Source organism: Pantoea sp. MQR6 (genome assembly GCF_022761075.1).
Taxonomy (GTDB): domain Bacteria; phylum Pseudomonadota; class Gammaproteobacteria; order Enterobacterales; family Enterobacteriaceae; genus Pantoea; species Pantoea phytostimulans.
On sequence record NZ_JAKYXB010000001.1, the window covers coordinates 697,168 to 722,575 of the forward strand.

Genomic DNA, 25,408 nt, shown 5'->3' on the forward strand with positions numbered 1-25,408 from the left:
CTTTCATATTATGGCGGCAGACTGCGCAAACGTTCGAATTATCTCCAGGCGCTGTCACGCTTTGCTGCATGTTGATGAGCCGTAAAACAGCGAAAGAGAGAAGAAAGCGGCATTGAAAGCGGTTACGGATGCGCAGATATCTTGCGTAGCTTAGTGGAAAAATTATAACGTAGCCGCCATTGATGCGAGCTTAGGGATTAAAGATGAAAAAGTGGATGCTGATTGCGGTACTGGCGCTGGGCGGCTGTGCCCAAATCGATAACTATAAAAGCGCGGTGAAAACGCCAGCGCCCGCCAGTTTGCAAGGCAACTGGCAAACCGTTGGGCCGCAAGGCGGCTTGATTAGCGATCAAGCCATTGCCAGTTTGATCATTGATTCTGATGGCAGCACGCTGGATTGTCGCCAATGGCAGCGCATTATCGCCAAGCCGGGGAAATTAACCTTGCTGAGCGGTGATTACGTTAACGTAAATCGTCAACTGCGCGTTATGCCGCTGGTGGTGGAAAACGGCGAACTGAAATATGACGGTTTGACGCTGCGTAGAGTGGATCGTCCAACGGTAGATTGCCAAAAAGCGCTGGATGAAGTGGCCAAACAGCCTGATGCAGCGGTGATTCAGAATATCGAACCAGAACTGCTGCGCACAACGATTACACAGAATAACGAGAAGTAAGTTCCGAGTGTAATGCTAGGGTAGCTGCGCTGCTTGGATTACTCCTCTGCGCGCTGTTTGGATTATTCCTCTGCGCGCTGGCCCCCATCCCGGCCTTCCCCCGCGAAGCGGGGGAAGGAGACGCTGCCACATGCAGCTTCAATACTCGCATATGGCAGCATCTTCCTCCCCCATGTATGGGGGAGGATTGAGGTGGGGGACAAACGACCTCGCACTTAAGATGTTGAAGTGGAGTACGCTGGCCCCCATCCCGGCCTTCCCCCGCGAAGCGGGGGAAGGAGACGCTGCCACATGCAGACTCAATACTCGCATTTTGCAGCATCTTCCTCCCCCATGTATGGGGGAGGACCGAGGTGGGGGGCAAACGACTTCGCACTTAAGATGTTGAAGTGGAGTACGCTGGCCCCCATCCCGACCTTCCCCCGCGACGCGGGGGAAGGAGACGCTGCCACATGCAGCTTCAATACTCGCATATGGCAGCATCTTCCTCCCCCATGTATGGGGGAGGACCGAGGTGGGGGACAAACGACTCCCTACTGAAGAGGACCGAGGTGGGGGACAAACGACGCCGAACTATTTCTTATCAACCACCCAGACGCTCACGCTGCCGCCGTTACACAGAAAAACTGCGTTACCTTCTTCATCGGTAGTGACTGTTTCCAGGCGATGACCTAAATAATCGCTCCAGGATTTGCCAGCATAACCTGCGCCCATCGCCACCGTTTTCTCACCCTCATCACCGTTTGACATGATAACCACGCAGCCGGGATGTTCTTCCGTGCCGCTGCGACTAAACGCCACGCAGTTCGGATGATCAAAATAGTCGGTTTGCGCGCCCCAGCCGTAAATCTGGCGGGCACGAATCAAGTTTTCCAGTTCAGCGATCACCGGTATCTGAATGTTATACATCTCGCCATCATCACCTTCATCTTCATAGTTGGCCCCAAACAGGTCAGGGTAGAAAATTGTCGGCACGCCTTGTTCGCGCAGCAAAATCAGCGCATATGCCAGCGGTTTAAACCATGACTCAACGGGCGCTTCCAGTGATTGCAACGGCTGTGTATCGTGATTAGCAACGATGGTCACGGCATGCCAGGGATCGGCGACCACCAGTGAATTTGCAAATATCTGGCTGAGGTCATATTCACTTCCTTGCAGAGAAGCCTGATGGAAGTTCAAGTGCAGCGGCGCATCAAACAGCATGGTTTTGCCGTCAACCTGCTCGATATATTGCTGCAATTTATCAAGTTCATGCGCCCAGTATTCGGCCACGATAAACATCGGTTCGTTGGCGACATCCTGAATGTGATCAATCCATTCTTTATAAAACCAGGCAGGAATGTGCTTCACTGCATCCAGACGAAATCCGGTGCAGGGCAGTTGTTCCATAATCCAACGCGCCCAATACTTTAATTCTTCACTCACCGCGTTGTTACGGAAGTCAATGTTGGCACCCATCAGATAATCAAAATTGCCGAGTTCATTATCAACCTGGTCGTTCCAACCTTCGACCGTGTAATCATTGATGATTTTGAACACGCCGTTTTCGTCGGGATTTTCGATATGATCCACGCCGCTAAAGCATTTGTAATCCCAGATGAATTTTGAATATTTGCCCGCGCGCGCCGGAAAGGTGAAGCGCGTCCAGGCTTCACACTCGAGTACTTCATCATCAATCTCTTCTCGGTTATCAGGATTGACGCGGTTAACCTTTATTTTCTCCTTTTCATCAGCGCCAATTTTATGATTCAGCACCACGTCCATGACCACGCCAACGTTGTGGCTGCGCAGCGTATCAACAGCGGCTAATAACTGCTGCTTGTCACCATATTTGGTGGCAATGCTGCCTTTTTGGTCAAATTCACCCAGATCAAACAGATCATAGGTATCGTAACCTTCAGAATCTGCACCCGATCCCCCTTTGTAGCTGGGTGGAAGCCACGCCATCGTAATACCGATTTCACTCAACCAAGCCGCTTTCTCTGCAACTTCTGGCCACAGTTTGCCGCCTTTCGGGTAATACCAATGGAAAAACTGCAATAAGGTTGGGTTTTGCATCGCTGCACTCCATGAGGGATGATGAAAATCAAGTATGGAGTAAGCGGGAAAAAAGGCGCGTCGCGCTGAAAAATATATCTGCGCGACACGTTAAAGGCAGGAAACTAGGATTGGGTTTCGCGCGGCACCATCACAATACCGCCTTGCTTACCGTAAGCGGAAAGCACGGATTTCTGACGTGAAGATTGACCGACCAGCGAGGCCAGCTCATCCATACGTATCTGCAACAGACGCTTCACTTCAGCTTCATTATCAAGGATATGACGTAAGACGGGGCGCAGCTGCTCCAGAACCTGAACAGAAGGCGCGGCGTCCTCTGTTGAACGCGCTAATTTCTGCACCGCGCTGACATAATCCATCTCTTTGCTAATCAACGCTTCCCATTCGCCGTCGGTTGCAAGGCGCAGCATCCCCTGGCTTAGCGTCAGTAAATGTTGGTAAGTCGTAATCAGATGCGGTGCAAGAGTCATTAAACGGCGTCCTGAATCAGGGTTTGAGGTTGCGCAACTTCTTTCCAGGCGTCGGCAATATTGCGTAGCAGGCTTTCGACTTCTTCGATGGCTTCTACGTCATTGTGTAGATTGGCTTGTAACAGACGACGCACCATGTAGGTATAAAGACCCAGCAGGTTATCTGCAAGTTCATCACCGCTGTGATCGTCGAGGCCTTGTTTCAGTCCGCTTTCAATAATATTGATCGCTTTTGAGAGGGAAAGACCTTTTCCCTCAATGTTGCCGTCCTGTAAGAACAGGCGGGCACGCACCAGCGCGCTAAGCGCACCGTCGAAAAGCATCACAACCAGCTGATGCTGGCTGGCGCTCATCACGGCGCTTTCGACGCCGATTTTTGCATAGGCTTTTGTGCCATTTGCGCTGTACATGTTTACTCCTTATTACGATGAGCTGCTGCTGGAGCTTGTGGAAGTCGCAAACTGCTGAGTTAAGTAGTCGCTGGTGGTGTTCAGCGAACTCATGAGCACGTCTAACTGGGTAAACTGCGCTTTATAGCGCGCCACCAGATTATCGATACGCGTGCTCATGGTGTTGTACTGATCGGTCAGGTTATTCAGAGTTTTACTGACGCCGTCAGTCGCCGCCTGAATAATGCCGGTTGATGAGAGCCAGCCGGTTAAATTCGTCGCGATGGTGGTGGTGATACCGGTGGTTTTGCCGTCACCAACGATCATCTCTTTCACACCGTCCGGATCTGTACTCAGTGCGGTGTCCAGTTTGTCAGAGTCGAGTTCTAACTGGCCGCTGGTAGGATCGGTGGTGATGCCAATCTGCGCCATAGTTTTATAGGTCGATGAGCTTTGCGCATTGGTCAGCATGGTTTTTAACTGGGTCTGGATGGTACGCAGCGTACTGTCGCCCAGTAACGCACCGTTGCTGGAATCTTGCGCATCAGCGCCGACATCAACTGCAGTGTATTTAGTTAACGTAGTGAATTGATCCAGCAAGGTATTGTAAGCATCGACCCAGCTGGTAATGGCGCTGTTCGCTTTTGACGTGTCTTTGGTGATCGTCAGCGTCTGGTTACCGGTTGTGGTGTCATTGAGATTCAGCGTGATGCCTTCCAGGGCATCGCTGATTTCATTGCTGCTGCTTTCAATCGCCACGTTGTTCACGGTGAGCTTGGCGTTTTGCGCCGTCACACTTTCGGTCATCGCATTGGTGGTGGTTGAAGCGTCATAACCCACAACGGCTTGTAACGTATCGTCGCCGGTGACTTCAATTTTGCTGACGGCGTTGTCGCTGCCGGTTTCGCTGGAGGTCATTGATAAACGATAACTTCCGTCACCCACTTTGATAATCGTGGCGGTGACGCCTGCATCGGCGCTGTTGATCGCATCGCGCATGCCGGTCAGTGAGGTTTGTTCGGCGGTTAGCGTGATGTTTTTACTGGTGCCATCGGTCAGCGTGATAGCCATTGTGCGGCTGGCAGCGCTGTCACCCAATGCAGTGGTGTTGCTGGTTTGCACCGCTGACGTCAGGGTTTGCGCCTGCGCCAGCTGCGTTACGCTGACGGTGTACTTACCGGCCACGGTGCTACCTGATGTGGTGGCGCTAAATGCGCTGGAGCTGCTGGTTGCCGTAGTGGCGGTAAACAGATCGGCATCATTCAGTTTGGTGTTGGCGGTTTGAAACGTCGTTAATGCACTTTTCAGCGTGCCGTAAGCACTCAACTTAGAGGTATACGCGGACTGTTGCGTGGTAATCGGCGTCAATGACGCTTTCTCTGCAGTGGTCAGACTATCCAGAATAGTACTTAAATCGAGGCCTGAACCGATACCTAAGGTAGAAATACTAGCCATGTTGTTTCCTTTATATGGTCGACACGGAGTTTGAATACCGGTGTTATCGGCTTTTATTAAGTAAAGTTTAAGGTTATTTACGCATCGCTAATAAACCGAATAGGACATATAGAGAAGGGTATTTCGGCGACTAGAAAAATGTTCAATTAACGCTAAAGAAGTTCTGAGGGTGGGCGATAAACATTAGCGTGACAGGAACCAGCAGAAAAAGTTGGCCTGGTCCTAAAAAAAATTCTAAAGGTTGTTCAAGGGCAGACGATAACAACATTGACGGCGTTGAAGCCGGCGGGTTGAAGCCCACACCTTAACCGAAAGACTTGATTAACAGGAAAATTTATCATGGCCCAAGTCATTAATACCAATAGCCTCTCGCTGATCACTCAGAACAACATCAACAAGAACCAGTCTGCTCTGTCTACTTCTATCGAGCGTCTGTCTTCAGGTTTACGTATCAACAGCGCTAAAGATGACGCTGCTGGTCAGGCAATTGCCAACCGTTTCACCTCTAACATCAACGGCCTGACTCAGGCTGCTCGTAACGCCAACGACGGTATCTCTGCTGCGCAGACTACTGAAGGCGCACTGTCAGAAATCAACAACAACTTACAGCGTGTACGTGAACTGACCGTACAGGCACAGAACGGCACCAACTCTGATTCTGACCTGTCTTCAATCCAGGACGAAATCAAATCACGTCTGGACGAAATTGACCGCGTTTCTGGTCAGACTCAGTTCAACGGCGTGAACGTACTGGCTAAAGATGGTTCAATGAAAATTCAGGTTGGTTCAAATGATGGCGAAACCATCTCTATTGACCTGAAAAAAATCGACTCTTCTACTCTGGGTCTGAGCGGTTTCTCTGTAACCAGCAATGCTTTGAAAGTAGGCGATGCTGTGACTCAGGTAGGTGATGGCTCAGCTGCACCAAGTGCTGTTAAATTGACAGATGCTGCAAGTTCTATCAGTACCGCAAGCGGCTCAACTGTTAATGCATCATCTCTGAGCCTGCATAACGTACTTGACAGCAATGGTGCTGCAACTTCTGATTATGTTGTACAGAGCGGTGATGACTTCTATGCAGCTTCTGTTGCAGATGATGGCACCGTTACACTAAACACCACCGATGTTACATATGATGATGGTGATAACGGTGTCACAGACGCAGAGCAAACGGGCAAATTAGTTAAAGTAGGTACCGATGATAATGGTAACGCAGTAGGTTACGTTACTGTTCAAGGTAAAAATTACAATACTGACGCTGGCGCATTAACTAACAGTGCTGATACTACTGGTACTCTTAACGTAGCCACAGACATCGGCGACATCGCTGATGATGCAAACACCAGTGTTTATGAAGGTACAGCGACTTCAGATCCGCTGGCACTGTTGGACAAAGCCATTGCGCAGGTTGACACCTTCCGTTCAAGCCTGGGTGCGGTACAGAACCGTCTGGATTCTGCTATCACCAACCTGAACAACACCACCACTAACCTGTCTGAAGCACAGTCTCGTATTCAGGATGCTGACTACGCGGTTGAAGTTTCAAACATGTCTAAAGCACAGATCGTTCAGCAGGCGGGTAACTCCGTGTTGGCGAAAGCGAACTCCGTTCCACAGCAGGTTCTGTCTCTGCTGCAGGGCTAATCGCTCTCTTGAAATACGTAAAAACCTCGCTTCGGCGGGGTTTTTTTATTTATTGGGGATTATTCCTAAACGAAACCGTCCTGTTACAGATCCTCTCCGATCTGCCGATAACTCCTTTTACAACAACACAACGTTTGATCCTTTTTTCCGACTTCTGGAGTGTCTATGCGCTTCAATTATGACTTGTTACCGGGTGAGCTGCTGACCTTCGAAGAGATCGCCTTACGCTACTCCCAGCAATACCCTGATGATAAAGAGTTAACGGCACGCGCTTTACTCAGTCCCAGCACCAGCTTCCGCACGCTGAAAATTCGCGCGGTGTTTGCCCATGAAGAGAGCAACAGTCCACAAGAGGATTTGCTGTTCATCTCTAACGACAATGAGCGCAAAAACTATCTGCGCCGTTTTGAGCACTATTTAAAGCAGCAACTGCCGTTTCTCTATTTCCGCCGCAGCGAGCAGGGCAAAAAAGAGAATCTTTGGCAGGTGATGGGAGAGAGTCGGGTTTACGCGATGATCGATCCGCACTCCGCGGTGGCGCAGAATCTGCTGACCAGTCGCGGCTATAAGCTGGTGCTGATGCGCCAGGATGAAGAAGAGGAGTACTGGCAGCTGTTTAACCCGCAGGCCAATCCCTGTTTCCCGCAGTCGCGACGCATTCAGTTCATTGTGGTTCTCAGCACGCCGCAACATAAAGTGCCTACAGCGGTAATGCCTGGAACAGAAGTGGGGCGGCGCGTCAAAGCCAAAGTGCTGCAACGCGCCAGTCAGACAGAATTCACCGCCGCAGTTAAAGCGCGCTATGGTGCCTGCGTGATCACCGGCACGCGTCTTACCGATCGTCATAACTGGCCGTGGGTTGAAGCCTGTTATATCGATACGCGTGAAAACGAAGAGGGCTTTTTAGCCGACAACAGCGTGGATAACGGCTTGTTTTTACGCAGTGATTTGCAGCGTTTATTCATTAACCGATTGATTAATATTGATGGTGAATCGGGACGGATTTATTTTCATCCGGGTGAAGAAGCGCTTGAAAGTATAAGCCCGTTTTATCAGGCGCTGGAAGGGCAGACCTGTGCATTATGGGATGCTGTGCCGTCGGGCACGCGGCAGCGCCTGCTCGCGCTGCGCTAATCTATTTCACAGGGGGCGTAATCGTCGCCTCCTGATATAACAAATTTGAAATAACCTCGATTTACCCCGCCTATTCACCCAATCAAAAACCCTACAGAATTGGATAATCATGCCGATAACTTCATTAACGCAGGGTAGTCAACGTGAACAATCTCTATACCGCCGATGGCGTGATGGATAAGCATTCGCTCTGGCAGCGTTACGTTCCTCTGGTGCGGCACGAAGCGCTGCGCCTTCAGGTGCGTCTGCCAGCCAGCGTTGAGCTTGACGATCTGCTGCAAGCAGGTGGCATTGGTCTGTTGAATGCCGTGGAGCGCTATGACGCGCTGCAGGGCACCGCCTTTACCACTTATGCAGTGCAGCGCATTCGTGGCTCAATGCTGGACGAGCTTCGCAGTCGGGACTGGGCACCACGTAGCGTTCGTCGTAACGCACGCGAGGTAGCCGGTGCCATGCATCAGGTAGAACAGACGTTGGGGCGTGCTGCTACCGAGCAGGAAGTGGCTCAACAGTTGAATGTTTCGATGGAGGAGTACCGGCAGATTCTGCTGGACACCAACAACAGCCAACTCTTTTCCTACGACGAGTATCGAGAAGAACACGGCGACAGTGCGGAGCTGGTGACGGAAGGCCACGAAGAGGCTAATCCGCTTCATCAGTTGTTAGAAGGGAGTCTGCGTGAGCGCGTCATTGAAGCGATCGAAGCGTTACCCGATCGCGAAAAGATGGTGCTGACACTGTACTACCAGGAAGAACTGAACCTGAAAGAGATTGGCGCGGTGCTTGATGTAGGGGAATCCCGAGTCAGCCAACTGCACAGTCAGGCGATCAAACGCCTGCGTGCCCGACTTACGGGAGCGCGCTAGCAGTATCAGTTCCTGGCGATTCAAAAATATAAGAAACCGGGGACTCAGCAATGGGAGCCAAAACCAAAGCCAGACCGTTAAGTCGTTATCTTAAAGACTATAAACACAGCCAAAGTCATTGTTCGCATTGTGGCAAGGTATTAGATCGTATGGCGCTCGTTTTTCGCGGTCAGATCATCAATAAAGAGGCCATCGCTCGGATGGACCAAATGATTGATGAACCACTGTGGCTGAAACTTCAGCCCGAACTGACCGCGTTATGTCGTTTTTGCAGCGACATTTTTTGTAATACCCATCCAAACTATTTCGACATTATGGCGTTTAAGCAATATTTGTTCGAACAGACTGAAATGAGCCCCAGCACCATACGTGAATACGTGGTGCGGCTACGTCGGCTGGACGACATGTTGAAAGCCAAAAATTTCCCTGCCGACAGACTGCAAGGTAATAGCTGGCATGAGTGTCTGGAACGTGATTTACCGGATGCGGGCAATAACAATTACCGCATTGCGTTGCGTAAGTACGACCAATTTTTGGGTTGGCAGCAAAACTGAGGGGCCATTCGCGGCTGAATGGATAGCACGCGAGCAATGAATAGTTGCTCGCGTGCAGCGCCTCGCAGATTTACGGATGATCCTTTCCTCATCTTCTGCAACACTGTAAAGATCATTGCGCAATGCCTTGGAGGCAGCCTTGTCTTTACAACTTATTCATCAATTTCCTCGTCTGGAACTGCTTGGCGCACCCACGCCGCTTGAGCATTTACCCCGACTTTCCGACTATCTTGCCCGCGATATCTTTATAAAACGTGACGATGTCACGCCAGTGGCGATGGGCGGCAATAAACTGCGTAAACTCGAATTCCTGGCCGCTGATGCGCTGCGTGAAGGGGCCGACGTGCTGCTGACTGCGGGCGCAATCCAGTCCAACCATGTGCGGCAAACCGCGGCCGTCGCCGCTCGGCTGGGTTTGAAATGCGTTGCCCTGCTTGAAAATCCGATTGGTACTGCCTCAGAAAACTACCTCAGCAACGGGAACCGCTTGCTGCTCGACCTGATGGATGCCGAAATCGTCATGGTTGATGCCTTGCATAATCCTCATGAACAACTCGCTGAACACGCCACGCGGCTTGAAGCGCAGGGTTTCCGTCCGTATGTGGTGCCGGTGGGCGGCTCGAATACGCTTGGCGCGTTGGGTTATGTTGAATGCGCACAGGAGATTGCGCACCAAAGCGAAGGTGTGGTGGATTTCGCCGCTGTGGTGGTGGCATCAGGCAGCGCTGGAACCCACGCGGGTTTAGCGGTGGGTCTGGAGCACTTGCTGCCAGAAACTGAGTTGGTTGGCATAACGGTTTCACGCACAGTAGAAGCGCAGCTGCCAGTGGTCGAGCGCATTCGTCAGCCGCTGGCAACACAATTAGCGCTAACCGCCAACGCGCCCATCACGCTCTGGGATGATTACTTTGCACCCCGCTACGGCGAGCCGAACGAAGAGGGCATGGCAGCGGTAAAACTGCTGGCGCGCCTTGAAGGTATCCTGCTCGATCCAGTTTACACCGGCAAAGCAATGGCGGGATTGCTGGATGGCATCAACCAAAATCGCTTCCGCCGCGAAGGCCCGTTGCTGTTTATTCATACGGGCGGCGCACCGGCGTTATTTGCTTATCACCCTTCAGTCTGATACAGCAGGAAAAATCCAGTTTATAATCTAAAACTTACTCAGTAAGGCTCGGCAGCAAACGCTGCCGCACAACACACATCACATACTAATAAATTGGGGTGAATATGGTTTTTTCTCGTGTACGTCGCCAACTGGCGCTGGGCGTTATGGCGATGGCGCTGGTCGCCGGCGTTAACGTCAATACTTTCGCGGCAGAAAATTTGCTGAATAAAGTGAAAGATCGCGGCACGTTACTGGTTGGCCTTGAAGGCACGTATCCGCCGTTCAGCTTCCAGGATGAAAGCGGCAAGCTGACCGGTTTTGAAGTGGAGTTCGCCGAGCAGCTGGCGCAGCACCTTGGCGTGAAGGCCAGCCTGAAACCGACCAAATGGGACGGCATGTTAGCTTCGCTGGATTCGAAGCGTATCGACGTGGTCATCAATCAGGTCACCATCTCTGATGACCGTAAGAAGAAGTATGACTTCTCCACGCCTTACACTGTTTCTGGTGTCCAGGCGCTGACCATGAAAGCCAAAGCGGGCACCATCACTAAGCCTGAAGATTTGTCCGGTAAGAAAGTGGGTGTCGGCTTAGGTTCTAACTACGAGCAGTGGCTGCGTGATAACGTTAAAAACGTGGATATTCGTACCTACGATGATGACCCAACCAAATATCAGGATCTGCGCTCAGGCCGTCTTGATGCGATCTTGGTTGATCGTCTGGCTGCGTTGGATCTGGTGAAAAAGACCGGCAACACCATGGCCGTGGCGGGTAATGCGTTTTCACGTCTGGAATCGGGTGTGGCGCTGCGTAAAGGCGATGATGATCTGCTGAAAGCGATTAATCAGGCGATTGCCGATATGCAGAAAGATGGCTCACTCAGCAAGCTGTCCGAAAAATGGTTCGGCGCGGACGTGACTAAATAATGCAGGAAAGCTTACAACTGGTGCTGGATTCAGCACCCTTTTTATTAAAGGGCGCGCTGTTCACGCTGCAACTCAGCATTGGCGGGATGTTTTTCGGCCTGGTGCTGGGTTTCATCCTTGCGCTGATGCGCCTGTCGCACTTGTGGCCGATAAGCTGGCTCTCCCGCATCTATGTGTCGATCTTCCGTGGCACGCCGCTGATCGCGCAACTGTTTATGATTTATTACGGTTTGCCGCAGTTCGGCATTGAGCTGGATCCGATCCCGTCGGCGATGATTGGCTTGTCGCTTAATACGGCGGCATATGCGTCAGAATCATTGCGTGGCGCAATCTCTGCGATTGAACGTGGCCAATGGGAAGCGGCCGCCAGTATCGGTATGACGCGTTGGCAAACGCTACGTCGCGTTATTCTGCCTCAGGCTGCGCGTACGGCATTGCCGCCGTTAGGTAACAGTTTTATCAGCCTGGTAAAAGACACGTCGCTGGCGGCAACCATTCAGGTGCCGGAACTGTTCCGTCAGGCACAGTTGATCACCTCGCGGACGTTGGAAGTGTTCACCATGTATCTGGCAGCATCATTGATCTATTGGGTGATGGCGACGCTGTTGTCTATGTTGCAAAATCGTCTGGAAGATCACGTTAACCGTCAGGATCGGGAGTCGAAATGAGTGCCATTGAAGTGCGTAAACTGGTCAAAACCTTCAACGGCCAAACGGTGCTGCACGGCATTGATCTTGACGTTGCCTCCGGTGAAGTGGTGGCGATTATTGGGCCGAGTGGCTCAGGAAAAACTACCTTACTTCGCAGCATCAACCTGTTAGAAGTTCCAGACAGCGGTCGCATCAAAGTGGGTGACATCACCATTGAAGCCGCGCTGGCGCAGAGTAAACAGAAAGAGCAGGTTCGTCGTTTACGTCAGCAGGTGGGCTTTGTCTTTCAAAGCTTCAACCTTTTTCCTCACCGTTCGGTACTGGAAAACATCATCGAAGGCCCGGTGATCGTAAAAGGTGAACCGAAAGCAGAAGCGATAGCCCGAGCGCGTTCACTGCTGGAAAAAGTGGGATTGCAGGGCAAAGAGGAGAGTTTTCCTCGTCGTCTTTCGGGCGGGCAGCAGCAGCGTGTGGCAATCGCCCGTGCGCTCGCGATGCGCCCGGAAGTTATCTTGTTTGATGAACCGACCTCTGCGTTGGATCCCGAGCTGGTTGGCGAGGTGTTGAACACTATACGGGCGCTGGCAGAAGAGAAGCGCACCATGGTGATCGTCACACATGAAATGAGCTTTGCCCGCGACGTAGCCGATCGCGCTATCTTCATGGACCAGGGCCGCATCGTTGAACAAGGTGACGCGAAGGCGTTGTTTAGCAATCCGCAGCAATCACGTACCCGCCAATTCCTCGAAAAGTTCCTGAATCAGTAATTATCTCGCCTTCCGCCAGGAAGGCGCATTACTGCTGTTAACTATTTCATCCAGGTATTATCTGAAAATAACGCAGAGATATGAGTGTAACTTCCTGAATTAGACCTTAATTCGGACAAACCTTGCCCGCTTAAACCCTGAAATTTTCCTTTTGGGATTCCACCTCATTGTGACTTTTTTTATAAATCTAAATAATTCTTTACAAATACATGGCATCAGGACATCACAATGAGTACGCCAGCGAAGAAAGAAGTTCTTTGGATTAACACCTTGAAAGGGGGGTGTATTTTGCTGGTGGTGTTACACCACACCATCATCACGACCTTTGCGCCCTCACTGCATTATCTGACTGCAGGCATTGCGCCGGCTGAATGGTGGGTCGCCTTTAATAAGTATCTCTCACCTTTACGAATGCCAGCCTTTTTCTTCGTTTCTGGTTTACTGGCCTGCAGCTCCATCGTCAAAAAAAGTTGGCAGGAGGTTTTTACAAAAAAATTCAGCAATATCGTTTATCTTTACCTGTTATGGGGCGTGATTCAGTGGCTCTCTATTCACTACATCGCGACACATCTGGGTGAAAAGCTTTCGGGTACCAAGAATGCGGCTTACGCCGATACGCCGCTGGAGTTTGTGAAGCTGCTGATGCTGTCAATGACCAGCTTATGGTATCTCTACGCGCTGGCAGGTTTTTTCCTTGCTACCAAGCTGTTCCACAAACAAAAGATCGCCCTGGTGGTGTTGGCATTAGTGGCGAACTATGCGGCCCAATTCAATCTCATCCCCGGATGGGGCCCGGCCAGCGTGGCACAGAACTATCTCTATTTTCTGCTCGGCGTTTTCTTTAGCCAGGCGCTGGTTGAGTTAAGCAAGCTGGAAGGCCGCCACTGGGTGTGGTTAGCCGCGATCGCGCTAGTCGGCATTGCACATCATGCAGTCGGCCATTATAAAAATCCGTTCTATAGCTTACTGACCATCGTATTTGGCATTGTGCTGTGCCGCTTCCTCAATGAGCGCTTTAACATGGCATGGCTGAACTGGATTGGCCGCAACACGCTGCAAATCTATGTTTTGCACCGTATCTTCATTGAACTGCTGGGCCTGAGCGCGCTGACGCTGGCATTACATTATGGTTGGTTTGGCACGGCAGCCTTCAGTTGGACGTGGGCGTTAGTGATGCCAGTGTGCGGTGTCACGCTATGCGTGCTGATCTCTTTAGCGGTATGGTCAATACTTAATCGTGGTCCGGGACGCATGCTGTTTGTGTATCCGCGTTTACTGCGACAGCCCGTTAAACCTGAAGAGGTGCCTGGCGAACGTTAATCCCGATAAGGCCAGATATTCTGGCCTTTTTTATTTTATTCCTACACGTAATCCTACTCATTTAATTTTGCATAGCATATGTTTTATATTCTCGTTAAACATTTTGACGCATCTGACAAATCTTTTCTACTCGCCCACTTTATTCTGGTTTAATTGCCCTTAGGTTTCTCTCATTTAAATATGCTGCAGGCCATAATAGTCGAATTCATTTTCACTTCTTAGTGTTTAAAATTAAGCAGGATTATTTATGCGCAGCTAATGTAAAGAAACATGAGATAGCGTAAATAACTGTTTGTAACAGGGCCACTTCAAGACTTTTAAGAGTTTCGCTACATTCACCCATCCTTCATTGGCGAATAATCACCTAATAATTCTAAAAACCTAGTGCAATACCTCGCATTGTTTATTCAGCATTCTGTACCACACAGCAGGAGTCAATAAATGAACAACACCAAGTCAGATGAAATATTGTGGGTGAATACCCTAAAAGGCGCCTGTATTCTGTTGGTCGTGCTGTATCACACAGTATTGCCTGGGTTTGAAAGCACGCTGAAATATCTCTCTGCGGGATGGATTCCTGCTGAAATATGGGTGCAGTTTAATACTGTTTTGTCGCCGTTACGAATGCCAGCTTTTTTCTTTGTTTCTGGTTTATTGGCGACGAATGGAATTATGAAGCGGCCATGGAAACAGGTATTCACCAGCCGAATTACTAATCTATTCTACCTTTATATATTATGGGGATTCATTCAATGGTGGTCGATTGTTGGCATATCCACTGAAATTACCGGTCAACGTATTTCTCAAAACTTAAACGCTGCTTATGCAGGTTCTTTATTTGAATTTCTAAAATTAACCTTTATGGCCATGAGTACTTCCTGGTATTTGTACGGATTGGCGATATATTTCCTGTGTGCGAAGATGTTTCGCCAATATAAGTTGGCGCTGTTTATCGCGGCGGTGGTCCTTAACTATCTTGCTGTCGAGAAAATCATTCCGTATTGGGGACCGCAAAGCGTTGCGCAATATTTTCTGTTCTTTTTATTGGGCGCTTTTTGCAGCAGCACCATGTTGCGTCTCAGCGAATGGCGTCGTGAGAACTTCATGCCTTGGGCAATCTTGGCGGCGCTGGCCGGTATCCATGTGATTTTTGGACTCGATAAAAGTCTGTTTACCTGCATTATCGCGGTGTTGTTTAGTGTGGCCGCCTGTCGCTGGCTAAACCAGCATTTCAGTATGTCTTACATGAACTGGATTGGACGCAACACGCTACAAATTTATGTGATACATCGCATCTTCATTGAGTTCTTTGGCATGTCGGCGATTTTGTTTGCCCAACGTCACCATCTGTTTGAACAGGCCTGGTTTTCGTTTATATGGGCGTGCTTCTACCCGTTGGCTATCGTGGCCCTTTGTTCACTCTGTTCGGTTGCTGTGTGGTCGCTCACCAACCGTGGATTGGGACAATCGCTGTTTATTTTCCCAACGTTGATTGGGATGAAGCGGAACCGCAGTCCGTCGGTGTAGCGGAGGGAGGGTGCCCAAAGTGGGCACTTTCACGCTTGCAGCGGGCTAAGGTCAGTGCACGGAGTGCGGATTTTGCTTGCAGCGGGCTGTGCAGGTGACTCACTTCGTGAAGAGGGCTCACTTCGTGAAGGTTCCGCCCGCCAGGCGCTGGGCAGTTTCATCTGCTCCGGGCAGGCGGACGTGTTAAGGGGCTTACGCCAGCCCCTTAACAATCCCGGCGTCCGGCAGACTCCGCGCCACGCTTCGCGCGGTTCCTTCGTCACTCACCCGGCCTGACGGACCGGCTGGACTCGCCGTCCTGGCTCGACCCAGCCTCTTCGCGGCATCCCTGCCGCTCGCCCTGGCCTCCGCTCTTTCCTCAGCGCGCCGTATGCCTCCGGCACCCACCGCCTGCCACTTTCTTTTCTTTCTTATATAAATCCTCGTCTGAAACTTTGATGCCTCAAAGCTCAAAGCTCAAAGCTCAAAACTCAGTTCATAAAGTTAAAGCCCACAGACAGGGCTGTAGAAATTCAGTAACCGAAGACGTGAGAAGGCGGGATGGGTTTATGAGATTCACAGCAGTGCAAAACATAAAAGAAAAGATGCCGCTGTTGCAGCGGGGTCTGTCAGAGGCCATTTCACTCGCCGAGAGAATGAGGGATTTCAGGACGAGCGGCAGGGATGCCGCGAAGAGGACGGGGTGAGCCAGGATGGCGAATCCGTCCGGTCCGTCAGAAATCGTGAAAAAACGAGGGAACCGCGAAGCGGCGAGGGGGCTGGCCGGAAGCGCGGGTCAAGGGTTGCCACTCAGCAACCCTTGTCGGTCGCCCGCAGGGAGGAAATGAAACTGCCCGGTTGCCGGGCGAACGAAAAAGCCACCGCGCCGGTTCGGCGCTTTGAACCCAAGCGCCGGTTCGCGGCCCGAACTTCGTGAAGAGGGCTCACTTCGTGAAGGTTCCGCCCGCCAGACGCTGGGGAGTTTCATCTGCTCCGGGCAGGCGGACGTGTTAAGGGGCTTACGCCAGCCCCTTAACAATCACGGCGTCCGGCAGACTCCGCGCCACGCTTCGCGCGGTTCCCTCGTCACTCACCCGGCCTGACGGACCGGCTGGACTCGCCGTCCTGGCTCGACCCAGCCTCTTCGCGGCATCCCTGCCGCTCGCCCTGGCCTCCGTTCTTTCCTCAGCGCACCGTATGCCTCCGGCACCCCACCGCCTGCCACTTTCTTTTCTTTCTTATATACATCCTCGTCTGAAACTTTGATGCCTCAAATCTCAAATCTCAGTTCATAAATTTAAAGCCCACAGACAGGTCTGTAGAAATTAAGTAACCGAAGACGCGAGAAGGAGGAATGGGTTTGTGAGATTCACAGCAGTGCTAAACATAAAAGAAACGGTGTCGCTGCTGCCGCGAGGTCTGTCAGAGGCCATTTCACTCGCCGAGAGAGTGAGGGATTTCAGGACGAGCGGCAGGGATGCCGCGAAGAGGACGGGGTGAGCCAGGGATGGCGAATCCGTCCGGTCCGTCAGAAATCGTGAAAAAACGAGGGAACCGCGAAGCGGCGAGGGGGCTGGCCGGAAGCGCGGGTCAAGGGTTGCCGCTCAGCAACCCTTGTCGGTCGCCCGCAAGGAGGAAATGAAACTGCCCGGTTGGCGGGCGAACGAAAAAGCCACCGCGCCCGGTTCGGCGCTTTGAACCCAAGCGCCCGGTTCGCGCCCCGAACTTAAGCGCCCGGTTCGGCGCTTTGAACTCAAGCGCCGGTTCGCGCCCCGAACCCAAGCGCCCGGTTCGCGCCCCGAACCTCCATCCTTACCCGATGGTCATCAGACTGGCATTCCCACCTGCGGCAGCAGTATTCACACTCAGTGAGCGCTCAATCAGCAACCGCTCCAGCAGCAAATTAGTTTCACCACGCGCAAAGCCCTGCACCGAAACAATCGCGCCGTTGCGCGCAGCAATCTGTTCGCAGAGCGTGCGGAGCTGATCGGCATCTCCATGATAAATCACCGCATCAAACGCTTCCGCCAGCGGATCTTTCGCCAGGCTAACGCGGGCTTTCACTGCGGCAGGCAGGCTTGCCAGCAAGGTGCGATGTAATTCGTCATCCGGCCACACTGCTGTGCTACCGACGCTGGTTACCGCAGCCAGCTGAGTTAACGCATCCTGCTGGTTATCGGCCAGACACAACACGCTGTCGCGCGGTAACAGTGAGAAGGTGTTGCGCTCGCCGGTTGGGCCAGGCAGCAGACGTACCGTTCCGGCCTGCGCCAGATCGGCATACTGTTGACACAGCATCGCCAACTCCGGCTTCTCTTTTGCCCACTCGCTCAGCGCCTTATGCGGTTCCAGCAGCGCCTGACGCAGCGTGCTGTCTGCTGGGCGTTCAGCATCCTGACGATCAAAGGTCAGACGCAGCGCGCCATCCGGGCGGTGAGAGAGCAAGCGATAGAGGTAAAGCGGGCCACCCGCTTTCGGGCCGGTTCCAGACAAGCCTTCGCCGCCAAAGGGCTGCACGCCCACCACCGCACCCACCATGTTGCGGTTAACGTAAAGGTTGCCGACTTTGGCATTGGCCGTCACCTGCGCGATGGTTTCATCGATGCGCGTGTGGACGCCTAGCGTCAGCCCGTAACCAGAAGCGTTAATGTGATCGACCAGTTTAGGTAAATCGTTGCGTGTGAAGCGCACCACATGCAGCACCGGACCAAAAACTTCTTTATCCAGATCACTGACCTGATCCAGTTCAATCAGCGTTGGTTTGATAAAGGTACCGGTTGCCCACTCTTTGCTGTCCTGCGGGTTTTCCTGCACGGCCTGATACACGGCGAAGCCTTTATTGCGCATCGCCTGAATGTGACGCTCAATGTTCTCTTTCGCTTCGGCATCAATCACCGGACCGATATCGGTTGAGAGGCGCTCAGGATTACCCATACGACATTCTGCCATCGCACCGCGCAACATTTTGAGGGTGTGATCGGCAACATCGGCCTGGATACAGAGCAAACGCAAGGCAGAACAGCGTTGACCGGCGCTGTCAAAGGCCGATGCCACGATATCCGTCACCACTTGTTCAGTCAGCGCCGAAGAGTCGACGATCATTGCATTCATGCCGCCGGTTTCTGCAATCAGTGGGGTAGGACGGCCTTGAGGATCAAGGCGACCCGCCAGATTACGCTGCAACAGCGTGGCGACAGCGGTTGAACCGGTAAACATCACGCCACGTACGCGCTCATCGCCGGTCAGCTGTGCGCCAACAGTTTCACCCTGGCCGGGCAAAAGCTGCAACACGCCAGCTGGAACGCCTGCATCCAGCAGAATCTGCACCGCCTGTGCGGCAATTAATGGCGTTTGCTCAGCCGGTTTAGCCAGCACGCTGTTACCCGCCGCTAACGCAGCAGCAATCTGGCCGGTAAAAATCGCTAATGGGAAGTTCCACGGGCTAATACAGACCACCGGGCCTAATGGACGATGCGTTTCGTTGTCGAAATCATCGCGCACCATGCCCGCATAGTAATAGAGAAAATCGACCGCTTCGCGCACTTCTGCAATGGCATTGTTGTAGGTTTTACCCGCTTCACGCACCAGGATGCCGAGCAGCTGTTGCATCTGGCTTTCCATGATCTCTGCAGCGCGTTCCAAAATGGCGGCACGCTCTTCCGGTGGCGTTGCGAACCAGATCGGACCCGCATTAACGGAGGCATCCAGCGCTTGCGACACTTCCTGCTCGCTGGCTTCACGTACGTGGCCCACAACATCATTTGGCGTGGCAGGGTTAATGACGGCACGGGTTTCACCCGCGATCAGTTCGCCATCAATAATCGGCTGTGCCACAGTGGGATGTGCCGCGCTGCTGAGCAGGGCGCTGGACAACGACGCAAGGCGATGCTCGTTGGCCATATCCAAACCGGCAGAGTTCACACGGTATTTGCCATAAAGCTCACGTGGCAATGGAATCTTCGGATGCGGCAGGCCAATAGCCCCTTCGCTGGCACCCATTTTTTCCACTGCGCTGACCGGATCGGCCACCAGCTCATCAATTGGTAACGACGTGTCAGCGATGCGGTTAACGAATGAGGTATTGGCGCCGTTTTCCAACAGACGACGCACCAGGTAAGCCAGCAGTGTTTCATGCGTACCTACCGGCGCATAAATGCGGCAAGGTCGATTCAGTTTGCCATCCGCAACTTTGCCCACCACCTGCTCGTAGAGCGGTTCGCCCATCCCGTGCAGGCACTGGAATTCATACTGGCCTGGATAATAGTTATTGCCCGCCAGCTGGTAAATTGCCGCCAACGTATGCGCATTGTGGGTCGCAAACTGCGGATAAATCAGGTTCGGCACCGACAATAATTTGCGGGCGCAGGCCAGATAAGAGATGTCGGTATACACCTTGCGGGTATAAACCGGATAACCTTCCAGGCCTTCCATTTGGGCACGTTTGATTTCGCTGTCCCAATAGGCGCCTTTTACCAGACGGATCATCAGGCGACGGCGACTGCGTTGCGCCAGATCGATCAATTCATCAATCACAAACGGGCAGCGCTTCATGTAAGCCTGAATCACAAAGCCGATACCGTTCCAGCCTTCCAGTTCCGGCTCGAAGCAGAGTTTTTCCAGCAGATCCAGCGACAGCTCCAGACGATCGGCTTCTTCTGCGTCAATGTTAATACCGATGTCATAAGAGCGCGCCAGCAGCGTCAGCGATTTCAGAATCGGATAAAGCTCTTCCATTACGCGTTCATATTGCGCGCGGCTATAGCGTGGATGCAGCGCAGAAAGCTTGATCGAAATGCCAGGGCCTTCATAGATGCCGCGCCCGTTTGAGGCTTTGCCAATCGCGTGAATCGCCTGTTGATAAGAGACCAAATAGGCTTTGGCGTCGCTGGCGGTCAGCGCGGCTTCACCCAGCATGTCGTAGGAGTAGCGGAAACCCTTCTCTTCCAGCTTGCGGGCATTCGCCAACGCTTCAGCAATGGTTTCGCCCGTAACGAATTGCTCACCCATCAAGCGCATCGCCATGTCTACGCCTTTACGAATCAGCGGTTCGCCACTTTTCCCGATAATACGGTTAAGCGAATGCGAAAGATTCGCTTCGTTATGGGTAGAAACCAAACGACCGGTAAACAATAAACCCCAGGTTGCCGCGTTGACGAACAGGGAAGGGCTGCGGCCAAGATGCGATTGCCAATTGCCGTTGCTGATTTTGTCGCGGATTAACGCATCGCGGGTAGGCTTGTCAGGAATACGCAACAGCGCTTCCGCTAAACACATTAGCGCAACACCTTCCTGAGAAGAGAGAGAGAACTCCTGCAACAGGCTTTGCACCATTCCAGCGCGCCCAGTTGCCCCTTTTTGGTGCCGGAGCTTGTCAGCCAGCTTGTAGGCTAACTGATGGGTTTTTTCTGCCAGCGGAGCAGGATGACGCGCCTGTTCCAACATCATCGGTACCGCATCCGTTTCGGGTCGACGCCAGGCGGCAGTCACCGTAGAGCGCGTAACCGACTGCGGCAGAATCTGCTCAGCGAAGTCAAGGAACGGTTGATGGGACTCGTCTGGCGCGGCTTCATCACCTTCTGCCGCGGCCAATGCCGACAGCGGAATTTCCGGCAGTGAAGTGCCCGTTTCAAGCTGGCCAAGATAGTTAAAAATCGCTTGCTTGATCAGCCAGTGCGGCGTGCGATCGATGCGTTGTGCGGCCAGTTTAATGCGCTCGCGAGTCGCATCATCCAGTTTTACACCCATGGTGGTTGTACCCATGACTCCAGTGCTCCTTAAAAGTGGTTCGGTACGGCGTAGCCAGCACTATCACTCATGTTGCAACTTTGTGCAACCATGTTAATCGTGAGCCAGATAGCAAGGTTTCCACGTCGTCGAATGTTAAATTTCAAAATGCGGCACAGATCTTGCTGCAAGAATCTGGCCAACGTGGCAGGCCAGAGAAACCGCGGGTTTTATAAGAACGTTCTTGGGTGCAACTCCAGATCTGTGAGCGAGTGCAACCTCTGAGCAATTTTTCGCAAACGGTTAGTGAAATCGCTGTAGCGCCTGTGTTAAATCCATTGTGCGCGTCACGCCTTTCCGGCAGGATACTGCGCCTCGGGGAAATGGCTCATGCCCTGATGAGGATACGCTGCCTGGTTACCCCGTTCCGGCAACCACCAGCAAGCGATTTCTCTGGGGAAATTAAATAATAAATGGAGAGACAGATGAGTATAAGCACACCAATGTTGGTGACCTTTTTGATTTATATTCTCGGGATGATACTGATTGGCTTTATTGCCTACCGTTCAACCAAGAATTTTGATGATTATATTCTGGGTGGTCGTAGCCTCGGTAGCGTTGTTACAGCCTTGTCCGCAGGGGCATCTGATATGAGCGGCTGGCTGTTAATGGGGTTGCCAGGTGCCATTTTCATTTCTGGTATCTCCGAGAGTTGGATCGCTATCGGCCTGATTATTGGCGCATGGCTAAACTGGAAAATTGTAGCGGGTCGCCTGCGTGTTCAAACGGAGCACCACAACAATGCCCTGACGCTGCCAGACTTCTTCTCCAGCCGTTTTGAAGATCACAGTAAAATTCTGCGTGTCATCTCCGCGATCGTTATCCTGGTTTTCTTCACTATCTATTGCGCCTCGGGCGTGGTGGCCGGGGCGCGCCTGTTTGAAAGCACCTTTGGCATGAGTTACGAAACCGCATTGTGGGCTGGCGCCGCAGCGACCATCCTCTATACGTTGGTGGGCGGATTCCTGGCGGTCAGCTGGACCGATACCGTGCAGGCCAGCTTGATGTTTTTTGCGCTGATTCTGACGCCTGTCATTGTGATTATCTCGGTCGGCGGCTTCTCAGATTCACTGGCAGTGATTGAAGCCAAAAGCCTCGAAAATATCGACATGCTGAAAGGGCTGAATTTTGTTGCGGTGATTTCGTTGTTGGGCTGGGGCTTGGGCTACTTTGGGCAACCGCATATCCTGGCGCGCTTTATGGCAGCGGATTCGCACCGCTCCATTCGTACCGCACGCCGCATTAGCATGGCCTGGATGATTTTGTGCCTGGCAGGTGCCGTGGCGGTCGGCTTCTTCGGCATCGCTTATTTCCAGAACAATCCATCACAAGCAGCAGGCGTGAGTGAAAATGGCGAACGCATCTTTATCGAACTGACGCGCATTCTGTTTAACCCATGGATCGCCGGTATCCTGCTTTCCGCCATTTTGGCAGCAGTGATGTCAACGCTGAGCTGCCAACTGTTGGTCTGCTCCAGCGCCTTGACGGAAGATCTCTATAAAGGGCTGTTTCGCAAAAACGCCAGCCAGAAAGAGCTGGTTTGGGTAGGGCGCTTAATGGTGCTGTTGATTGCGATAATCGCCATTGCGCTGGCTTCGAATCCAGAAAACCGCGTACTGGGTCTGGTGAGCTATGCCTGGGCAGGTTTTGGTGCTGCCTTTGGTCCGGTTGTGCTGTTCGGCGTTTGCTGGAAGCGCATGAACCGCAATGGCGCGCTGGCCGGTATGGTTATCGGTGCCGTTACGGTGTTGGTATGGAAACAGTATGGCTGGCTGGATCTGTATGAAATCATCCCAGGCTTCATTTTTGCCAGCATCGCAATTGTGGTTTTCAGCCTGATGGGCCGTGCGCCGTCAGCCGAAGCCATGAAACGTTTTGATGCGGCAGAAGCGGAGTTCCAGACGAAATAACCTGCTTTCCTACCGAAGCCCGCCTTCTGACAAGGCGGGCTTTTTTTATGGCTTGTTACAAAGCTTCTTGCGACAAAAGCGAAATAATCTCACTCAGCAACTTGTTTTTTACTCAGCGATAATGATAATCGAACTCGTTTAGATTTACGAAAATTTACTTGTTATTGACGCTGCTTAACATTCAAGAGGTTGGCGATGTTTGTTCCGTTTCTCATCATGCTGCGTGAAGGCTTAGAAGCCGCATTGATTGTCAGCCTGATCGCCAGCTATTTGAAGCGCACCCAGCGTACTCAATGGTTTCCTGCCCTGTGGGCTGGCGTATTTATTGCCGCTGCGCTCTGCCTTGCGCTAGGTATCTTCATCAACGAAACCACCGGCGAATTTCCGCAAAAGCAGCAAGAGCTGTTTGAGGGCATCGTGGCCGTCATTGCGGTGGTGATTCTGACCTCAATGGTGTTTTGGATGCGTAAAGTGGCGCGCAACATCAAAGGCGAGCTGGAGCAAGCGGTCGATCAGGCGCTGACAAAAAAAGGCGGCGGCGGGCTAGCGCTCGTGTTGATGGTGTTTCTTGCGGTGGCGCGGGAAGGGCTGGAATCGGTATTTTTCCTGCTGGCCGCCTTTACGCAAGATGTTGGATACGCGCCACCGATCGGTGCGGTGCTAGGCCTGGCCACAGCGGTGATACTCGGCATGCTGCTCTATTGGGGCGGTGTTCGGCTGAACATGGCGCATTTCTTTCGCTGGACCAGCGTGTTTATTTTATTTGTCGCGGCGGGTCTGGCGGCGGGTGCGATACGCGCTTTTCATGAGGCGGGCCTCTGGAACCATTTTCAGGATGTGGCCTTTGATCTCAGTGGCACCTTATCTACGCATTCGCTGTTCGGCACCTTGCTGGAGGGCATATTGGGTTATCAGGAGGCGCCAAGCATCAGCGAAGTCACGGTCTATTTCTGCTATCTGATACCGTTTTTACTGCTTTTTTTCACGCCAACGCGACCGACCACATCAGCTGCCGTGCGCTAAGCCATTACTGAGCGCGCACCTCGCGCTCGCCATAATCATTAAAGGGACAGAATTATGATGACGCGTTTCCGCCGCAAGGCACTGCTGGCTTCGCTGCTGGCTATCTCTGGTTCAGCCGCAGCCGCAGCCGTTCCGCAGGTTACCGTTAGCGTGAATGACAAACAGTGTGAGCCGATGTCACTGACGGTAAAGGCGGGTAAAACCCAATTCCTGATCAAGAACAACAGCCAGAAAGCGCTGGAATGGGAAATCCTGAAAGGTGTGATGGTGGTCGAAGAGCGCGAAAACATTGCACCGGGCTTCAGTCAGAAAATGACGGCCACGCTGGAGGCTGGCGAATATGACATGACCTGCGGGCTGCTGAGTAATCCGAAAGGTAAGCTGATTGTCGAAGCCAGCGGTACAGCAACAGCGAAGAAAGGCGGCGATGTGATGCAGCTGGTTGGCCCGATTAGCGAATATAAAGCTTACGTTACCGGTGAAGTCGCACAGTTGGTTAGCGGCACGCAAGCCTTTACCGATGCGGTGAAAGCGGGCGATACAGAAAAAGCCAAAGCGCTGTTTGCCCCGACTCGTCAACATTACGAGCGCATTGAACCGATTGCAGAACTGTTCTCCGATCTCGACGGCAGCATTGATGCCCGCGAAGATGATTATGAGAAGAAAGCGGAAGATCCTAAGTTCACTGGTTTCCACCGTCTGGAAAAAGCGCTGTTTGCGGACAACAGCACCAAAGGTATGGAAGGTTATGCTGATCAGCTAAACAAAGATGTATTGGATCTGCAAACGCGCATCAGTGAGTTGGCTTTCCCGCCAGCAAAAGTTGTGGGTGGTGCCGCCGGATTGATTGAAGAGGTCGCTTCCAGCAAGATTTCCGGTGAAGAGGATCGCTACAGCCGCACCGATTTGTGGGACTTCCAGGCCAACGTTGATGGCGCACAGAAGATCGTTGAACTGCTGCGACCCATGGTAGAGAAAGCCAATCCACAGTTATTGGCGAAAGTGGAGGGTAACTTCAAAAAAGTCGATACCATTCTCAGCAAATACCGCACTAAAGAGGGCTTCGAATCTTATGAGAAGCTCACTACCGGTGACCGTAACGCGCTGAAAGGCCCGATTACTGCACTGGCAGAAGATCTCTCTTTACTGCGTGGAACCTTGGGTCTGAATTAA

The 25,408-nt window shown here is 52.3% G+C and carries 19 protein-coding genes; 14 read left to right on the forward strand and 5 right to left on the reverse strand.

The features are described 5' to 3' along the window. Positions 1–203 precede the first annotated feature (203 nt). A complete protein-coding gene (gene yedD / locus MUG06_RS03100) occupies positions 204–674 on the forward strand; it encodes a lipoprotein YedD (protein WP_243077686.1) in 471 nt (156 codons plus the stop codon). 573 nt (positions 675–1,247) lie between these two features. Here the strand turns inward: yedD and amyA are convergent. The 4 genes from amyA to fliD all read right to left on the reverse strand — a co-directional run bounded on the left by amyA (position 1,248) and on the right by fliD (position 5,046). Next, on the reverse strand, positions 1,248–2,732 hold the full coding sequence (gene amyA, locus MUG06_RS03105; RefSeq protein ID WP_243077687.1) for an alpha-amylase: 1,485 nt from the start codon (positions 2,730–2,732) through the stop codon (positions 1,248–1,250). 104 nt (positions 2,733–2,836) lie between these two features. Next, positions 2,837–3,202, reverse strand: a complete 366-nt coding sequence (gene fliT / locus MUG06_RS03110; protein ID WP_243077688.1) for a flagella biosynthesis regulatory protein FliT — start codon at positions 3,200–3,202, stop codon at positions 2,837–2,839. Beyond that, positions 3,202–3,612: a flagellar export chaperone FliS gene (gene fliS, locus MUG06_RS03115; protein ID WP_243077689.1), complete on the reverse strand. Its 411-nt coding sequence runs from the start codon at positions 3,610–3,612 to the stop codon at positions 3,202–3,204. The genes fliT and fliS overlap by 1 nt, the downstream gene beginning before the upstream one ends. 12 nt (positions 3,613–3,624) lie before the next feature. Then, positions 3,625–5,046 (reverse strand): flagellar filament capping protein FliD, encoded by a 1,422-nt coding sequence (gene fliD, locus MUG06_RS03120; RefSeq protein WP_215846555.1) that lies wholly within the window; start codon positions 5,044–5,046, stop codon positions 3,625–3,627. A 339-nt stretch (positions 5,047–5,385) separates the two neighbouring features. On the opposite strand from fliD, the gene MUG06_RS03125 reads away from it, so the two are divergent. From MUG06_RS03125 to MUG06_RS03170, 10 genes are all read left to right on the forward strand, one after another. Then, entirely contained in the window at positions 5,386–6,690 is a 1,305-nt protein-coding gene (locus MUG06_RS03125) for a FliC/FljB family flagellin (RefSeq protein WP_243077690.1), read from the forward strand. A 165-nt stretch (positions 6,691–6,855) separates the two neighbouring features. Then, positions 6,856–7,824, forward strand: a complete 969-nt coding sequence (locus MUG06_RS03130; protein WP_215846556.1) for an HNH endonuclease signature motif containing protein — start codon at positions 6,856–6,858, stop codon at positions 7,822–7,824. 143 nt (positions 7,825–7,967) lie between these two features. Then, entirely contained in the window at positions 7,968–8,690 is a 723-nt protein-coding gene (locus MUG06_RS03135) for an RNA polymerase sigma factor FliA (RefSeq protein ID WP_215846557.1), read from the forward strand. A 50-nt stretch (positions 8,691–8,740) separates the two neighbouring features. Continuing rightward, positions 8,741–9,244, forward strand: a complete 504-nt coding sequence (fliZ, locus tag MUG06_RS03140) for a flagella biosynthesis regulatory protein FliZ (protein WP_215846558.1) — start codon at positions 8,741–8,743, stop codon at positions 9,242–9,244. A gap of 139 nt (positions 9,245–9,383) precedes the next feature. Next, complete coding sequence (locus MUG06_RS03145) at positions 9,384–10,370, forward strand: D-cysteine desulfhydrase (protein WP_243077691.1); 987 nt, start codon at positions 9,384–9,386, stop codon at positions 10,368–10,370. 104 nt (positions 10,371–10,474) lie between these two features. Further along, the gene (gene tcyJ, locus MUG06_RS03150) at positions 10,475–11,275 is read left to right on the forward strand and encodes a cystine ABC transporter substrate-binding protein (protein WP_215846560.1); all 801 of its coding nucleotides are present in this window, start codon (positions 10,475–10,477) and stop codon (positions 11,273–11,275) included. Continuing rightward, positions 11,275–11,943, forward strand: a complete 669-nt coding sequence (gene tcyL, locus MUG06_RS03155) for a cystine ABC transporter permease (protein WP_215846561.1) — start codon at positions 11,275–11,277, stop codon at positions 11,941–11,943. The genes tcyJ and tcyL overlap by 1 nt, the downstream gene beginning before the upstream one ends. Continuing rightward, positions 11,940–12,692, forward strand: a complete 753-nt coding sequence (gene tcyN / locus MUG06_RS03160; protein ID WP_243077692.1) for an L-cystine ABC transporter ATP-binding protein TcyN — start codon at positions 11,940–11,942, stop codon at positions 12,690–12,692. Before tcyL ends, tcyN begins: the two co-directional genes overlap by 4 nt. 228 nt (positions 12,693–12,920) lie before the next feature. Next, positions 12,921–14,012 (forward strand): acyltransferase family protein, encoded by a 1,092-nt coding sequence (locus MUG06_RS03165; RefSeq protein WP_243077693.1) that lies wholly within the window; start codon positions 12,921–12,923, stop codon positions 14,010–14,012. Positions 14,013–14,453: 441 nt separating this feature from the next. Continuing rightward, positions 14,454–15,539 carry an acyltransferase family protein gene (locus MUG06_RS03170; protein ID WP_215846563.1) on the forward strand — a complete coding sequence of 362 codons (1,086 nt, stop codon included), beginning with the start codon at positions 14,454–14,456 and terminating at the stop codon, positions 15,537–15,539. Positions 15,540–17,330: 1,791 nt separating this feature from the next. On the opposite strand, the gene putA is transcribed toward MUG06_RS03170, so the two are convergent. After that, on the reverse strand, positions 17,331–21,278 hold the full coding sequence (putA, locus tag MUG06_RS03175) for a trifunctional transcriptional regulator/proline dehydrogenase/L-glutamate gamma-semialdehyde dehydrogenase (RefSeq protein ID WP_243077694.1): 3,948 nt from the start codon (positions 21,276–21,278) through the stop codon (positions 17,331–17,333). A 449-nt stretch (positions 21,279–21,727) separates the two neighbouring features. Between putA and putP the strand changes: the two genes are divergently transcribed. The 3 genes from putP to efeO all read left to right on the forward strand — a co-directional run bounded on the left by putP (position 21,728) and on the right by efeO (position 25,408). Further along, positions 21,728–23,212, forward strand: a complete 1,485-nt coding sequence (putP, locus tag MUG06_RS03180; protein ID WP_243077695.1) for a sodium/proline symporter PutP — start codon at positions 21,728–21,730, stop codon at positions 23,210–23,212. A gap of 195 nt (positions 23,213–23,407) precedes the next feature. Next, entirely contained in the window at positions 23,408–24,235 is an 828-nt protein-coding gene (efeU, locus tag MUG06_RS03185; protein WP_243077696.1) for an iron uptake transporter permease EfeU, read from the forward strand. A 54-nt stretch (positions 24,236–24,289) separates the two neighbouring features. Beyond that, positions 24,290–25,408, forward strand: a complete 1,119-nt coding sequence (gene efeO, locus MUG06_RS03190; protein ID WP_243077697.1) for an iron uptake system protein EfeO — start codon at positions 24,290–24,292, stop codon at positions 25,406–25,408.